General features: G+C 70.4%; 11 protein-coding genes. 8 read left to right on the top strand and 3 right to left on the bottom strand.

Annotated elements, in window-relative coordinates:
- Positions 1 to 27: 27 nt before the first annotated feature.
- The 8 genes from ACQP2Y_RS13345 (at position 28) to ACQP2Y_RS13310 (ending at position 10,042) form a co-directional block, all read left to right on the top strand.
- Positions 28 to 1,239 carry an acyl-CoA dehydrogenase family protein gene (locus ACQP2Y_RS13345; RefSeq protein WP_433727812.1) on the top strand — a complete coding sequence of 404 codons (1,212 nt, stop codon included), beginning with the start codon at positions 28 to 30 and terminating at the stop codon, positions 1,237 to 1,239.
- Between the two features lie 23 nt (positions 1,240 to 1,262).
- Positions 1,263 to 2,789 carry an AMP-binding protein gene (locus tag ACQP2Y_RS13340; RefSeq protein ID WP_433727810.1) on the top strand — a complete coding sequence of 509 codons (1,527 nt, stop codon included), beginning with the start codon at positions 1,263 to 1,265 and terminating at the stop codon, positions 2,787 to 2,789.
- Positions 2,790 to 3,006: 217 nt separating this feature from the next.
- Entirely contained in the window at positions 3,007 to 4,326 is a 1,320-nt protein-coding gene (locus tag ACQP2Y_RS13335; RefSeq protein ID WP_433727808.1) for a cellulose binding domain-containing protein, read from the top strand.
- Positions 4,327 to 4,411: 85 nt separating this feature from the next.
- The gene (locus ACQP2Y_RS13330) at positions 4,412 to 7,105 is read left to right on the top strand and encodes an RICIN domain-containing protein (RefSeq protein WP_433727806.1); all 2,694 of its coding nucleotides are present in this window, start codon (positions 4,412 to 4,414) and stop codon (positions 7,103 to 7,105) included.
- A 352-nt stretch (positions 7,106 to 7,457) separates the two neighbouring features.
- Positions 7,458 to 8,012, top strand: coding sequence for an AAA family ATPase (locus ACQP2Y_RS13325; protein ID WP_433727803.1), 555 nt, complete (start codon positions 7,458 to 7,460; stop codon positions 8,010 to 8,012).
- A gap of 242 nt (positions 8,013 to 8,254) precedes the next feature.
- Entirely contained in the window at positions 8,255 to 8,821 is a 567-nt protein-coding gene (locus tag ACQP2Y_RS13320) for a GNAT family N-acetyltransferase (protein WP_433727801.1), read from the top strand.
- Positions 8,822 to 9,129: 308 nt separating this feature from the next.
- Entirely contained in the window at positions 9,130 to 9,825 is a 696-nt protein-coding gene (locus ACQP2Y_RS13315; RefSeq protein WP_433727799.1) for a poly-gamma-glutamate hydrolase family protein, read from the top strand.
- Between the two features lie 49 nt (positions 9,826 to 9,874).
- The gene (locus ACQP2Y_RS13310) at positions 9,875 to 10,042 is read left to right on the top strand and encodes an alpha/beta fold hydrolase (protein ID WP_433727797.1); all 168 of its coding nucleotides are present in this window, start codon (positions 9,875 to 9,877) and stop codon (positions 10,040 to 10,042) included.
- 1 nt (position 10,043) lies between these two features.
- Here the strand turns inward: ACQP2Y_RS13310 and ACQP2Y_RS13305 are convergent, their stop codons facing one another.
- Genes ACQP2Y_RS13305 through ACQP2Y_RS13295 form a run of 3 tightly spaced genes read right to left on the bottom strand, consistent with a single transcriptional unit; the run spans position 10,044 to position 14,742 of the window.
- Positions 10,044 to 11,894 (bottom strand): serine/threonine protein kinase, encoded by a 1,851-nt coding sequence (locus ACQP2Y_RS13305; RefSeq protein WP_433727795.1) that lies wholly within the window; start codon positions 11,892 to 11,894, stop codon positions 10,044 to 10,046.
- Entirely contained in the window at positions 11,891 to 13,939 is a 2,049-nt protein-coding gene (locus tag ACQP2Y_RS13300) for a cation:proton antiporter (protein ID WP_433727793.1), read from the bottom strand. Before ACQP2Y_RS13300 ends, ACQP2Y_RS13305 begins: the two co-directional genes overlap by 4 nt.
- Positions 13,936 to 14,742 carry a protein kinase domain-containing protein gene (locus ACQP2Y_RS13295; protein WP_433727791.1) on the bottom strand — a complete coding sequence of 269 codons (807 nt, stop codon included), beginning with the start codon at positions 14,740 to 14,742 and terminating at the stop codon, positions 13,936 to 13,938. The genes ACQP2Y_RS13300 and ACQP2Y_RS13295 overlap by 4 nt, the downstream gene beginning before the upstream one ends.

Here is a 14,742-nt window from a genome sequence, read left to right as displayed (position 1 = left end):
GTTCCTCCGAGGAAAGGCTGATCTGCCGTGGAGTTCTGGCTCGATCTGAACGAGGAGCAGCGTGATCTGTGCGAGTGGGTACACGGCTTCGCCGAAGGCGTCGTCCGTCCGGCCGCCTCCGAGTGGGACGAACGCGAGGAGACCCCGTGGCCGGTGATCCAGGAGGCGGCCAAGATCGGCCTCTACGGCTTCGAGTTCCTGATCAACACGTGGTCCGACCCGACCGGGCTCTCCCTGCCGCTGGCGAACGAGGAACTGTTCTGGGGTGACGGCGGCATCGCCATGGCGATCTCCGGCACCTCGCTCGCGGTCGCGGCGATCTACGGCTCCGGCACCCCCGAGCAGCTCGTCGAGTGGGTTCCGCAGTGCTTCGGTGACACCGCCGACCCGAAGGTCGGCGCGTTCTGCTCCACCGAGCCGGAGGCCGGCTCGGACGTCGCCTCGATGCGCACCCGGGCCGTCTACGACCAGGCCAAGGACGAGTGGGTCCTCAACGGGCAGAAGGCGTACGCCACCAACGGCGGCATCGCCAACATCCACGTGGTCACCGCCTCGATCGACCCGGAGCTGGGCTCGCGCGGCCAGGCCGCGTTCATCGTCCCGCCCGGCACGCCGGGCCTGGTCGGGACGAAGAAGCTCAAGAAGCTCGGTCTGCGGGCCTCGCACACCGCGGACGTCTTCCTGGACGACGTACGGGTGCCCGGCAGCTGCCTGCTCGGCGGCAAGGAGGCACTCGACGAGCGCCTGGCCCGCGCCCGCTCGGGACAGCGGGCCAGCAAGCAGGCCGCCATGCGCACGTTCGAGCTGTCCCGCCCAGCGGTCGGCGCCCAGGCGATCGGGATCGCCCGTGCCGCCTACGAGTACGCGCTCGGCTACGCCAAGGAGCGGGTGCAGTTCGGCCGGCCGATCATCGAGAACCAGGCGATCGCGTTCGCCCTCGCGGACATGAAGATGGAGATCGACGCCGCCCGGCTGCTGGTCTGGCGGGCCGCGTGGATGGGCCGCAACGACCGGCCGTTCACCGCCGGCGAGGGGTCGATGTCCAAGCTGAAGGCCGGCGAGGTGGCCGTCGCGGTCACGGAGAAGGCGGTGCAGATCCTCGGCGGCGCCGGCTACCTGCGCGATCACCCGGTCGAGCGGATGTACCGGGACGCCAAGATCTACACCATCTTCGAGGGCACGTCCGAGATCCAGCGGCTGGTCATCGCCCGGGCGATCTCCGGGATGCCGATCCGCTGACCCGCCCCTGGAGGTGCACCGGAATGGCCGTCCCGTTCGTCCTCGCCACCCTGGCCCGGCGCGGGCTGCTCCGTCCCGGCCCACCGGCCGACCTGATCAGGCAGCTCACCGCATTGCGCCGGTGGGGCTTCGGCCTCGCCGGCGAGCTCCGGCAGGCCGCCGCCCGCGACCCGGAACGGGTCGCCGTCGTCGACGAGCGGCGCGCGGTGACCTACCGCGACCTGCTCGATCGGGCCGGGCGGCTGGCCCGCGCCCTGTGCGGCACGGTCGGCGTCGAGCCCGGCGACCGGGTCGGAGTGCTCTGCCGCAACTCTGCCACCATGATCGAGACCCTGGTCGCGGTCACCTCGCTCGGCGCCGACGCGGTGCTGATCAACACCGGGCTGTCCGGACCTCAGCTCAGCACCGTCGCCCGGGAGCAGGAGCTCCGGGCGCTGATCCACGACGACGAGTTCGAGCTGCCGAAGGGCCTCGACGGCATCGGCGAGGCGCGGCTCGACGAACTGATCAACGGGGCCCCGCCCGGTGAGCTGACCCCACCGGAGCGCGCCGGACGGACAATCGTGCTGACCTCCGGCACCACCGGCGCGCCCAAGGGCGCCCTGCGGCGTACGCCCGGCGGGTTCGGTCCGCTGTGCTCGATGATCGACCGGATCCCGCTGCGCGCCGGCGACCGCGTGCTGATCGCCGCGCCGCTGTTCCACACCTGGGGGTACGCCGGCCTGCAGATCGCGCTGGCGCTGCGGGCCACCGTCGTGCTGCGCCGCCGCTTCGAGCCGGTCGCCGTGTCGGCCGCGATGGTGCGGGAACAGTGCACCGCCATGATCGCCGTCCCGGTGATGCTGCAGCAGCTGATGGAGCAGGCCCCGGCCGGCCCCCGCCCGCCGCTGCGGGTGGTCGCCGTCAGCGGATCCGCGCTGCCCGGCGGGTTGGCCACCCGGGTCATGGACCGGTACGGCGACGTCCTCTACAACGTGTACGGCTCCACCGAGGTGTCCTGGGCGTCCATCGCCACCCCGGCCGACCTGCGGGCAGCGCCGAACACGGCGGGCCGGCCGCTGCACGGCACCCGGACCGTGGTGCTCGACGAGGCCGGCCGGCCGCTACCCACCGGCACGGTCGGGCGGCTCTTCGTCGGCAACGAGATGCTCTTCGACGGCTACTCCAACGGCACCTCCCGGGAACGGCACGACGGCCTGCTGGCCACCGGCGACCTCGACGCGGCCGGGCGGGTCTTCGTCGACGGCCGCGAGGACGACATGATCGTGTCCGGCGGCGAGAACGTCTTCCCCGCCGAAGTGGAGAACCTGCTCGCCGACCTCCCCCAGATTCGTGAGGTGGCGGTGATCGGCGTGCCCGACGACCGGTACGGCGAGCGGCTGGCCGCGTACCTGGTGCCGCAGCCGGGTGAGATCCTCGGCCCGGAGCAGGTCCGCGACCATGTGCGCCGTCACCTGGCCCGCTTCTGCGTACCGCGCGACGTGGTGTTTCTCCCGTCCTTGCCCCGCAACGCGACGGGCAAGGTCCTGACCCGCGATCTGCCCCGCTGAGCCGCCGTCATCAGTCGCGAACGCTGTCTTGACAAAGCGCCGAGCGCGGCGAAGCTCAGCGTCGGCGCGGCTCCGGCCAGTCGGCTCCCTCGCGTCTTCATCCACCGTGGCAGTCAGCCGTAGACATCGATGATCGTCGTTGACATGAGACGTATGATGTTTGCACAATGGGGTGGTGCGACCCCCATCGCGCACTACTTCAGGACTGGAGTACCTCGTGCTTCGTGCCGAACCCTCTTCTCGGCGCAAGGGACTGCTCGCCACCGTCGCCACCGGACTTCTGGTCGTCGGCCTGGCTGTGACCGGCGCCCACGTGGCGTCGGCAGGCACTTCCCCCTTGGCCGCCAATGCCCTCGCGCCCACCGCCGGATGCGGCAAGGCCCCGGGGCTGAACAGTGGCAACCACACGATCCAAAGCGGTGGCAAGAGCCGCAGTTTCACCCTCCGGCTTCCGGACACCTACAACAACAACTATCCGCACCGGTTGGCCTTCGGGTTCCACTGGTTGGGTGGCACCGCCAGCCAGGTCGCGACGGGCGGGACCGACGGACAGCCCTGGGCCTACTACGGCATGCTCTCCCAGTCGAACAACACCACCATTTTCGTCGCCCCGCAGGGCATCAACAACGGCTGGGCCAACTCCGGTGGCGAGGACGTGACGTTCACCGACGACATGATCCGCCTGATCGACAACGCGCTCTGTGTCGACACGACCCAGCGTTTCTCCGTCGGCTTCAGCTACGGCGGCGCGATGAGCTACTCGCTGGCGTGTTCCCGGCCGAACGTGTTCCGTGCGGTCGCGGCGATCGCGGCCCCCGGGCCGATCAGCGGATGCAGCGGCGGCACCGGGCCGGTGGCGTACCTGGGCATCCACGGGGTCAATGACGGCATCCAGAATGGCCGGGCCCTGCGCGACAGGTTCGTCCGGAACAACGGCTGCACCGCCCAGAACGCCCCCGAGCCGGCGCCCGGCAGCCGCACCCACATCATCACCACCTACTCGGGGTGCCGCGCCGGGTACCCGGTCGTCTGGGCGCCGTTCGACGGCGGCCACCAGCAGGGTCCGGTGGACGGGTGCGCCGGCTGTGAGAGTGGCGCGCGGAGCTGGGTCAAGCAGGAGGTGTGGAAGTTCTTCACCCAGTTCGCGAGCACCTCGTCGCCCGGCCCCTCCTCGCCCGGCCCCTCCTCGCCAGACCCGAGCCCCTCGAGTCCGGCGAGCGGACCCTGCCGGGTCAGCGCGGCCATCAACCCCTGGAACACCGGCCTCACCGAGAACCTCACCATCACCAACACCGGAAGCGCCCCGATCAACGGCTGGTCCCTGGCGTTCACCCTGCCCGGCGGCCAGAGCATCACCTCAGGATGGGGCGCCACGTACTCGCCGGCGTCCGGTCAGGTGACCGCCCGGAACGTGAACTACAACGCCACCCTCGCCCCGAATGCACCGGTGGTCATCGGATTCCAGGCCAGCCACACCGGCAACACCGCCACCCCGACCGCATTCACGCTCAACGGCGCGGCGTGCACCGTTGCCTGACCGGCGGAAGAGGGGCATCGAGATGAACCACGCCTTCGACGTGTCACGCGTTGCGGAGCTGGCGGATGAGTCAGAGGAGGTTGGCATGCATCGTTCGAACGCCCGCCGGCGCGGTTGGTTGCCGACAGCGGCTGGAGGGCTGGCCGCAGCCGTGGTCCTCGGTGTCCTGACCCTGGCGATCGACGGGCCGGCCCTGGCCGCGCCGAGTGCGATGAGGGCCGTGGCGGCCGCCGGTGTCGACGGTGTGGCGGCCGGGAACGCCGCGGTCGCCTCGGTCGACCTGGCCGGGACCTGGAGTTTCACGCCGGCGGGTCGGGGGGCGACCTCGATCACCGTGCCCGGCGGCGGCTGGTACAAGCAGGGCTTCACCGACGTGAACGAGGCGGTGTACTCGCGCACCGTCACCGTGCCCGACTCGGGTCAGCCGCAGTCGACGTGGATCGAGTTCGGGGCGGTCAATCACCAGGCGACGCTGTCGGTCGACGGCCGGGTGGTCGCGACGCAGACCACGGCGTTCACGCCGTCGAACTTCGACATCAGCGCCTACGCGGCGCCGGGCACCACCCACACGATCACGGTGAACGTGAAGGGCCGCGGTGCGTTGAAGGCATCCAACGGCCGGTACCTGGTGCCCGACGCCGCCACGTGGTCCGAGGCGATACCGCAGGGGATCTTCGGGTCCGCGTTCCTGCGGGTGTACCCGGCGGTGTACGTCAGCGACACATTCGTGCGTACGTCGGTGGCGAACAAGACGCTGACCTACGACGTGACGGTGCGGAACACGTCGGGCAGTTCCCGGTCGGTGACGTTGACCGGGTCGCTGTCGTCCACCAACGGAACGGCTTTCAGCTACCCGGCATTGCCCAGCCGTACGGTCACCGTGGCGGCCCACTCGACCGCGACCGTGACCGTCGGGCCGGTCGCGTGGAACCTCGACAGCACCTCGTACTGGTGGCCCAACGTGCCGTACCGGTCGGGGTACCGGGCGCAGCTGCACGGGCTGACGGTGCATGCCGTCACCGACGACGGCCGGACGAGCGACGCCGAGTACCGGTTCGGGTTCCGGGAGGCCACCCAGAACGGTGACTACTACTACCTCAACGGCGTGCGCGTGAACTTCCGCGGCGACAACCTCCAGGGTGGCGACTACGACCGGATCAACAACGGCGGCAAGGGCGACGCGTACCACACCCTGCCCGGCTTCCTGCCCCCGTCGTCCGGCAACGGCGGCTGGCCGCAGGCGGTGGACAACTACCAGCGGCTGAACTACAACGTGGTGCGCATCCACCAGGAGCCCGGCAGCCCGTACATGTTGGATGTCGCCGACGAGATGGGCCTGATGATCATCGACGAGGTCGCGATTCGCGGCTCCCAATCCTCGCAGGAGTGGCAGAACTCCGTCGGACGCGACAACATGATCAACCACGCCCGTGCGCTGGTCCTACGCGACCGCAACCACCCCGCGATCATCCGCTGGAGTCAGAACAACGAGCCGAACCAGAGCGGCCAGGATTCCGAACAGTTCGAGAAGGACCTGTACGCGGCGATGAACGGCGCCGACGGAACCCGGCCGATCATTGTCGAGGTGGGCGTCGGCAACAATGTCAGCCTGTATCCCGGGATGACGTACGCCAACTTCGCGGTGATCCCGCACTACGTCGACGGCTTCGGCCGGTACGGGGAGGGCCTGGTCAGCGTGAACGGGCGGCCCGACGGCGAGGGCGAGTTCATCTGGCCGGCATGCAACAACAAGCAGGGCTTCGAGTGGTTCGCCACGGCAACCCTGGCCAAGCGGGGCAAGGGCGCCACCGACCTGCGTCCGTACACGCTGCTGTCGGCCTGGGCCAGCGTCGTGCCCGGAGTGCGGTCCACCGACTTCACCCCGGAGGAGGGCGGTCACCCGATCTACGGAGCGGACAACCTGCCCGACCCGTGGAGCAACCCGCAGATCCAGCGCGTGCAGGCGGCGTTCAACCCGGTGGCCGCGGTCGACCTGCCGTACTGGTCGGCCTCCGGCGCCTCGGACTCCAACGGCACCTTCCCGCTGCCGCAGGCCGTGCCCACCTACGCCCGGAACGCCACGGTCACCCGTAACATCACCGTCTTCAACGACGACTTCGCCGACACTTCGGTGGGCTTCACCTGGACGGCGCGGCTCGACGCGCCGGACGGCGCGGTCGTCGCGTCCGGAAGCACGACCCTGACCGTCCCGCTCGGCTCGCGGGTCACCCAGCCGGTGTCCTTCACCGCCCCGGCCACCGGCAACCGCGTGTACCTGCAGCTGTCGACCACGAAGTCCGGTAGCCCCGTCTTCACCGACACGGTGGAGTACTTCAACCTCGGCGGAGGCAGCGGAACCGGACCCGCACCGGGCACCTACCGCATCGTCAACCGCAACAGCGGCAAGCCGCTCGCTGTCGCGGGCAACTCCACCGCGGACGGGGCCAAGGTGGTCCAGCAGAGTGGCACCGGCACCTGGACCATCGCCACGACCTCCGACGGCTCCTACACCCTCCGGTACGTCCCGAGTGGAAAGGTGCTCGACGTCAACGCCGGCAGCAGCACGGCCGGGCTGCAACTGCAGCAGTGGACGGCCAACGGCGGCGCCAACCAGATGTGGTACCTGCGGCCCACCGGCAACGGCTACTACACCATCGTCGCCCGCAGCAACGGACTGGCAGCCGACGTCTCCGGTGCGTCGACCAGCGACGGGGCGCAGGTCGTGCAGTGGACCGCCAACGGCGGAACCAACCAGCAGTGGCAACTGAACCCCGCCTGACCGAACGACCCGGTTCTCGCCTGCTACCCCGGCCGCTCGACCCTGCGGCCAGCGGTAGCAGGCGAGATGTCAACTCCGAACCTCAGCGGTAGGCGCTCGTCAGGGTGGAGCCGGCGCATCCACCACAGCTTCCGTGTCTGTTGATCACCTGCCCAGCGGTCGAGTCCGCCGCTACCCGTCGGACACCACGGACGCAGAAGCCGCAGCTCCCACACGATGCGCAGGCTCCAGCGCCGGCATGGCAGGTCACCGCGCCGCTGTCCCGGCCGGGCAACCCGCCGGATGTCGGTGAGGCCGAGGGCGGCCGCCGGGATAGGCAAGGCACTCCCGAGGTCCTTGCGTACTGGCGATCGTGCTGGCGGTGCGGCAGATTCGGATGATGCCTCACCTGGTGGTTCTCACAGGCCCGATCGCAGCCGGCAAGAACACCGTCGCCAGCAAGCTCGCCGAGCGCTTGACCAGCCGCGGCAAAACCGTAGTGGTGGCGGACGTCGACGACGTCGCGGCGATGGTAGCGACGCCCGGAGCTGCCCAGGCCGGATTGTGGTTCGCCGCCCACGAGGCTCATGGCGCACTCGTCGGCCAGTGGATGCGCTCGAGCGTGGACTACGTCGTGGTCGTCGGACCGATCTACACCGCAGAGGAACAGGCGGCCCTCACCTGTGCCCTTGCGAATGATGCAGCGGTGCTATGGGTTGTCATCGACGCCACAGTGGCGGTGACGTTCGCGCGTGCACAGGCTGATCCAGGGCGCGGGCTGTCACGCGAGCCGGAGTTTCACCACGCCGCGTATCGCCGTTTCCGCGACTTGCTACCAGCGATCCCGGCTGACCGAGCGTTCAACTCTGAGGAGATGGGCGCCGAACAGATCGCGGCTGCCATCGAAGCCACGATGGGTGCTCGCTGACCGACTCTCCTTCGACAGTAGGACAGAACGCCGCGGTTCGGACGCCGGTATGCCGCACTACACACCGAGTTAGGGCGTAGCACTCGTGCGAACGGGCACTGCAGTTGCGCATGTGACCGCCCTGCAACCGGGGCTCGCCTTACCAGCGGCAGAACGGTACGAGGTTGGGTGAGGTGAGCTGCACCCCGGCCGAGCCGGAAATTGCGTGTGTCGCCGTTCTGCGCCCATTAGCCTCCCAGTTCATGGACAGCACCACCTTTCGCACTGAACGCCTTCAGCTTCGCCCAGTGCGTGACGAGGACGTCGACCGGATCCTGCAGTACCGCAATCTGCCCGAAGTCACTCGTTGGCTACTACGCACGGAGGTCGACCCTGCGTCCTTCCGGGCGGCGTGGCGGCACGCGACGGAAGACCCCGACGACCACAGCAAGGCGGTCGTGCTTGGCGGTGTGGTCATTGGAACCGTCTCACTTGATGCGGTCGACGGTATGGGTCAGCCCGGCATGCCACCGCGGACGGAGGCCGAACTCGGCTACATCTTCGATCCGGCGTACAACGGCCATGGCTACGCCACCGAGGCGGCGACGGCAATGGTGGCGTACGCGTTCGACCGGTTGGGCATGCGGCGGATCACTGCTGGCTGCTTCGCCGACAACCTTGCCTCGGTCAGGATCCTCGAGAAGGTCGGCATGCGTCGTGAGCAGCACGGCGTCGGCGACTCCTGGCACGCCGAGCTGGGCTGGCTCGACGGCTGCACATACGCCGTGCTCGCCGAGACGTGGCGTCGAGAACAATGCAGTAGTAATTGAACGCTTGATCGGCGCACTGGAAGCGTTACCCCTCCGTACAGTCAAGCTGCGGACGCGTGATCGACCCCCCGAGGCTTGACCTACACACGGGGCCGCCGATCGCAGGTTGCGGCAGCTGCCCTTGCCGACGGTGAACAGATGGCGCGCTGCACCACATCCAGAAGTGTCCAAGAGTTCGGACTACTGAAGCGCGCCAGCAGCGGGCGGATTCGGTAGACGGGGACTGCGTAGGATCCAGGACAGCGTCGGCAGCGCTGGATCGATCGACCATCGAACGGGGGAACCACGTGAGGAACGCAGGATGGGCCTTGGGCGGGATCGCCGTCGCGCTGGGGATCCTGACCGGATGCGGTGTCGCACCGGTTGAGCAGGCCCCGGGCCTCCCGGCGGCCGCCACGTCCGGCAAGGTCGGGGAATACCCGTCGATGACGGCGCTGCGCAAGGTCGAGCAGGCCGGCGTCGCTTATGACCTCACATGGGCGATCACCGACTCGCCGCTGATCGTCGTTGCTCCGCACGGGGGCGCGATCGAACTGCGCACCAGCGAGCTCACGAGCGCGATCGCAGGTGCGGACCACACGCAGTGTCAGTTCAAGGGCAAGCTGCCCGCGGGGCAGAACTCCCCTCGACTGCATGTGACCAGCGAGAACTGGGATACCGAAGAGTGTTTGATCCTGATCCGTCAGCGGCCCCACGCCCTGTCGATCCACGGCGCGAACAAGCCGGGCGAGGTCGCCTACATCGGTGGACGCGACACCGCCACGGGTGCCGAGCTGGCGACGGCTCTGCGATCGGCCGGTTTCAGCGTTCAACAGCCCGCGCCTGCCGACATCGCCGGCACGTCGATCGACAATTTCGTCAACAAGGACGCCGACGGTGCCGGGGTCCAGTTCGAGCTGACAACCGACCTTCGCATGCTGCTGTTTCCCACCAGGGACGGACCGCCCTCCACACGTGGACAGGCGTTCATCGACGCCGTGCGGTCCGTGTACGCGAACCGCTGAGCCCGTTCACACGAGGGTTCCGCGTGCGACCCCTCTGCTCGGGCAACCCATGCCCGCCGGGCCGGCCAGCGACGCGAGCTTCCGGCAGATCGCCGCCGAGCCGGCCGGCCGGATCGCCGGCGCGCGCCTGGTCAAGCTGGACTGGGCCGGCCATCTGCCCAGCCTGGAACGTCCCGACCGGCTGAACCCGCTGCTGCTCGACTTCCTGCGGCAGTAGGTCAGGCGCGGATCTCCACGTCGTTGAACGACACCTGCGCGGGCGACGACCCTGTTGACTTGTTGAGCAGGCCGAAAACCACTCGCCCGCTGGGGAACTGGGAGTCCTTCCAGCTGCCGACCTCGGTGCCGTCGCGGCTGAACGACAGCTTGGGCCCGTCGGCGGTGATGGCGACGGTGATCGGCTCGCCCAGCCCTACCGGCTCGGCGAACGGGAACGACGCCAGCTCGGCCATGTCGCTCACCCCGGTGGCACCATGGGTCATCAGCGTGTAGCCGTCGGCGCAGATCGCCAGCACGTAGCCGGCCTCCCGGTTCGCCGTGGCATCGACCTTGTCGAAGCGGAGCCAGACGGCCGCGCACGCGCCCTTGGTGAGCAGCTTGGCCGTCACGGTGGCGGTGAAGTCGGTGAGCAGCCGCCGCGGCCCGGGGCACCTGTACGGTCCGGCCGACCGCTTCTCCACCACCAGCGCGCCGTCGAACTCACAGCTCGCCTTGTTCGCCGGATCCTGCACGACCCGCCAGTCCCGTTCGGAGGTCAGCGGGTCGGCGATGACGGTGACGCCGTCCGGCGCGGCCGACGGTGCCGCAGCCGAAACGCTCGGCGTGGCACCCGGCCCGATCGCCCGGGGATTCTCGTCGTTGCCCCGATTCACCGGGATCAACCCGGTCACGATGCCGACGAGCAAGGTCACCGCGATCACGGCGGTGCCCGCGAGGACGGCGGTGGCCGCCCCCCGGAATCCGCGCCGCGGGGCTGCCGCAGGCTCAGGGACCATCTGCGGCGCAATCACCACCGTCGGCTCTGCTCGCGCCGGGGCCTCCTCCGCGGCGGCTCGGCCCTGCAGGTTGAACCGGGTCGTCGGCGAGCCCGCCTCCCCCGGCGAAGGCAGCTGCATTGCGGCCGTACGCTCGCGGGCTTGCACGTCGTCGGCGGCACGCGCGTCGGCGACCGCCTCGCGCAGCGCGGGTTGCCGCTCCAGGACGGCGGCGGCGCTGCCGGCCCGGTACGGCCCGGTGGCCAGGAGCCGGTCGAGCAGCTCCCGCGCGGTGGGCCGATCGGCGGGATCCTTGGCGAGCGCCTGCTCGACGAGGTCCCGCAGGGGTCCGGTGAGCCCCTCCAGGACGGGTGGCATGGTCAGGATGCGCACCGCGACCATGTGCGGCATGTCCGCCGCGAACGGCGTGCGGCCGGTGCCGGCGTAGGCGATCACGGCACCCCAGGCGAAGATGTCCGCGGCCGGGGTGAGGTTGCGGCCGGTGCTGGAGTCGAAGCGCTCCGGCGCCATGTAGGTCACGGTGCCGACCATCTGGTCGGTCCGGGTGTGGTTCACGGCCCCTTCGACGGCCCGCGCGATCCCGAAGTCGATGACCTTCGGGCTGCCGGGAGCGAGCAGCACGTTACTCGGTTTGAGGTCGCGGTGGATCACGCCGGCGCCGTGGATCCCGGTGAGCGCCGTGGCCACCCCGATCGCCAGGCCGTGCAGGTTCGAGGGGGTCAGTGGCCCGTGCTCGGCGACGACCGAGGCGAGGCTGGGCCCCGCGACGTACTCGACGACCAGGTACGGCTGGGCGTGGTCGGGGTCGGCGTCGAGGACCTCGGCGGTGCAGAACGGCGGGACGTCCTGGGCCCGCTCCACCTCGGTGCGGAACCGCTGCCGGAACTGCGGGTCGTCGGCCAGATCGGACTTGATGATCTTGATGGCGACCCGGCGGCCCTCCGGCGTCGACGCCAGGTACACCGTACCCATGCCGCCCTCACCGAGCCGGCCGATCAGCTCGTAGCGGCCCAGCTGCCGCGGGTCGCCAGGCAGCAGCGGCCGCCCGCCCGCCGGGCCCGCACCACCGGTCATGCTCTCGTCACCTGCGTCGCTTCCCCATCCGATCCGATGCCTGCCGGGCTGCGCAGTCGGGGCACCCACTGCGCCGGGGTTTCCTCGACCTGGTCCGCTCCGGTGCGGACGACGACGTGCGCGCCGTCCGACCCGTCGCCGGGCCCGCCCCCGGCGGCCACCACGAGCGCGGCACCGGAGTCGCTGTCCGCCGGCTCGGCCCGCACAGCCACACCATGGCGGCGCAGCTCACGCAGGGCCCCCGCGACACTGCGGGAGACCCGCGGCCCCGCGTCGACGACCAGCTCGACCCCGTACGCCGACGCCAGCTCGGCCGCCGTCCGCAGGACGGCGTTCGCGGACGCGTCGCCGGTGATCCGAGCGATGATCGCACATACCGGCGCCGGCGGTGGCCCGGCGAGCGTGATCACGGTCACCGGCGTCTCCTCGAGCACCGCGGTGGGCCGGGCTCCATCCCCGGTCACGACGACCAGGTCGGGCTCGCCCGTGCGCACCAGTTCGGCGAGCTCCGCCCCCGGGTCACCGGTGAACCGGGCCAGGACCGGCACCTCCAGACCATCGGCCCGTACCTCCGCCGACAGCCGGGTCAGCTCCCCCATCGCCTGATTCATCTCCAGCAGGCCGCCGATCAGCCCGCTGCCGATCTCCAGCGGCGCGGCCGGATACGGCACCAGCCGGGCCAGCGCGAGCGTCGCCGGCCGGCGCGACCCGATCAGCGCGGCGGCCAGGTCGGCCACCGCCGCGGCCGCCGGCGCCGCCGCGGGTACCAGCACCAGTGCCCGATACCCCGCCGCACCGCCCAGCGCGGCCCGCTCGGCCTGGGCGATGTCGCGCTCCAGCACCCGCCGCGGGTAGATCAGTGCCAGCAACGGGCCCGCCATCACGGTGGTGACCAGCGCCATGACGACCATCATGGAGAAGATCTGCTGATCGATGATGGCCAGTTGCAGCCCGACGGAGAGGATGACGATCTCGGTCAGGCCCCGGGTGTTCATCAGCGTCGCCAGCGCCCCGGCCTGCCGGGCACCGACGCGGTTCAGCCGGGCACCGGCGTAGGCGCCGGCGAACTTGCCGCCGATGGCGACCACCAGGATCAGCGCCAGCTCGAGCAGCGCGCCACCGTCGACGGTGGACAGATCGACCTGCAGCCCGGCGACCACGAAGAACACCGGCAGCAGCAGGAGCACGCTGACCTGCTCGAGGCGTTCGAGGATCTCGTGGCGCAACGCCTCACCGCCGGCCCGGGGCATCACCGCGCCGAACACGAACGCGCCGAAGATCGCGTGCAGCCCCATGATCTCGGTGAGGTAGCAGGAGACCAGCAGCCCGATGAGAATCACGGCGAGGACGTCGGGGGTCAACCGACCGGCCCGCTCCCGGGCCGCGGCCAGGCGCCGCAGCAGCGGCCGGACCCAGCGGAACATGACGAACAGGTACGGGGCGACCGCGAGCACGAGCCAGGGCAGGCTGCCGTCAGCCGTGCCGACCGCCACCACCACGGCGAGCAGCGACCACGCGATCACGTCGTCCACGGCCGCGCTGGCCAGCGCGAGACCGCCCACCTCGGAACGGACCAGGCCGCGGTCCGCCACGATGCGGGCCAGGACGGGGAACGCGGTGACCGCCATCGCGGCGCCGATGAACAGGGCGAACGGCAGGACGTCGGTCACGCCGTGGCGATCGGCCAGCCACCACGCCAGCGCGGCCCCCAGCCCGAGCGGGGCCAGGATGGAGCCGATCGAGACGCTCGCCGCGATCCGCTGCCGCCCGCGGACCAGAGTCTGGTCCAGCTCGTAGCCGACGATGAACATGAACAGCACCAGGCCGACGTTGGCCAGCCCCGCCAGCGCGGGCCGGATGTCGACCGGGAAGAACCGGTCGCTGACCAGGGTGCCGAAGATGCTCGGGCCGATCAGGATCCCGGCGATGATTTCCCCGACCACCGGCGGCTGGCCGACCTTGCGAGCCAGCGCGCCCAGCGCCCGGGCCAGCACGATGATGACCGCCAGCCCGAGCAGGAGCTGACCCACGGCGTGCGAGGTCACGGCAGTGCCTCGATCCGGTTGGCCACGGTGGTGGCGGAGGGCCGCTCTGCCGCCGGGCCGAGGCAGTCCCGCACCAGGGCGGCGATCGGGGCCGCCAGCGTGTCACTGACCCGGGGCGGGGTGGACAGGATCCGGCGCAGAGCCAGCAGACCGTCGGATTCCGGCAGGTCACCGTAGACGCCGGCACCACTGACCACCCGGTGCAGGAGGACGCCCAGCGACCACACGTCGGTCGCCGGGCCGGGAGGCCCGCCCAGCAGCAGGGCGGGGTCGACGTACTCGATCGCGTCGAGGGCACCCATCCCGGTGACCGTGACCCCTTCGGTGAAGACCTGCGACAGGCCCAGGTCGGACAGCTTCCCGCCGTCGGGATGCAGCAGCACGTTGCCGGGTTTGATGTCCCGGTGCGCGATGCCGGCGGCGTGCAGTGCCGCGACCGCCCGAGCCGCGGCGGCCAGGGCCCGCATGGCCTGCGCCGGGGAGTACGGCTGGGCCGGCTCGGCGAGCGAGCCGGCGGGCAGATACTCCATCGAGTAGAAAAAGGCACCGTCCTGCTGCCCCGCGTCGATCGGGATGACCAGGTAGGGCGAGCGGACCGCCGCGAACGCGGCCAGCTCCCGGGTGGCCCGGCGGAACGCCACATCGGTCGACTCCGCGTGCAGCACCTTGACGGCGACGAACTCGATGTCGAGCGGCAGCCGGCGGGGGCGCCGGGCCAGGAAGAAGTGCCCATGGTTGCCCGAACCCAGGGGACGGATGAAGTCGTAGTCGGCGATGCCCTGCACCTGATCTGGTCCCTTCAC

This window comes from Actinoplanes sp. CA-051413, assembly GCF_050955795.1.
Taxonomy (GTDB): domain Bacteria; phylum Actinomycetota; class Actinomycetes; order Mycobacteriales; family Micromonosporaceae; genus Actinoplanes.
Note: the sequence above shows the minus strand (reverse complement) of the source record. Positions and strands in the feature narration are given on the sequence as shown.

Bases quoted from the DNA above. Each gene is read 5' to 3' on its own strand.
- ACQP2Y_RS13310 (WP_433727797.1), top strand. From the start codon at position 9,875: ATGCCCGCCGGGCCGGCCAGCGACGCGAGCTTCCGGCAGATCGCCGCC.
- ACQP2Y_RS13305 (WP_433727795.1), bottom strand. From the start codon at position 11,894: ATGACCGGTGGTGCGGGCCCGGCGGGCGGGCGGCCGCTGCTGCCTGGC.
- ACQP2Y_RS13330 (WP_433727806.1), top strand. From the start codon at position 4,412: ATGCATCGTTCGAACGCCCGCCGGCGCGGTTGGTTGCCGACAGCGGCT.
- ACQP2Y_RS13340 (WP_433727810.1), top strand. From the start codon at position 1,263: ATGGCCGTCCCGTTCGTCCTCGCCACCCTGGCCCGGCGCGGGCTGCTC.
- ACQP2Y_RS13320 (WP_433727801.1), top strand. From the start codon at position 8,255: ATGGACAGCACCACCTTTCGCACTGAACGCCTTCAGCTTCGCCCAGTG.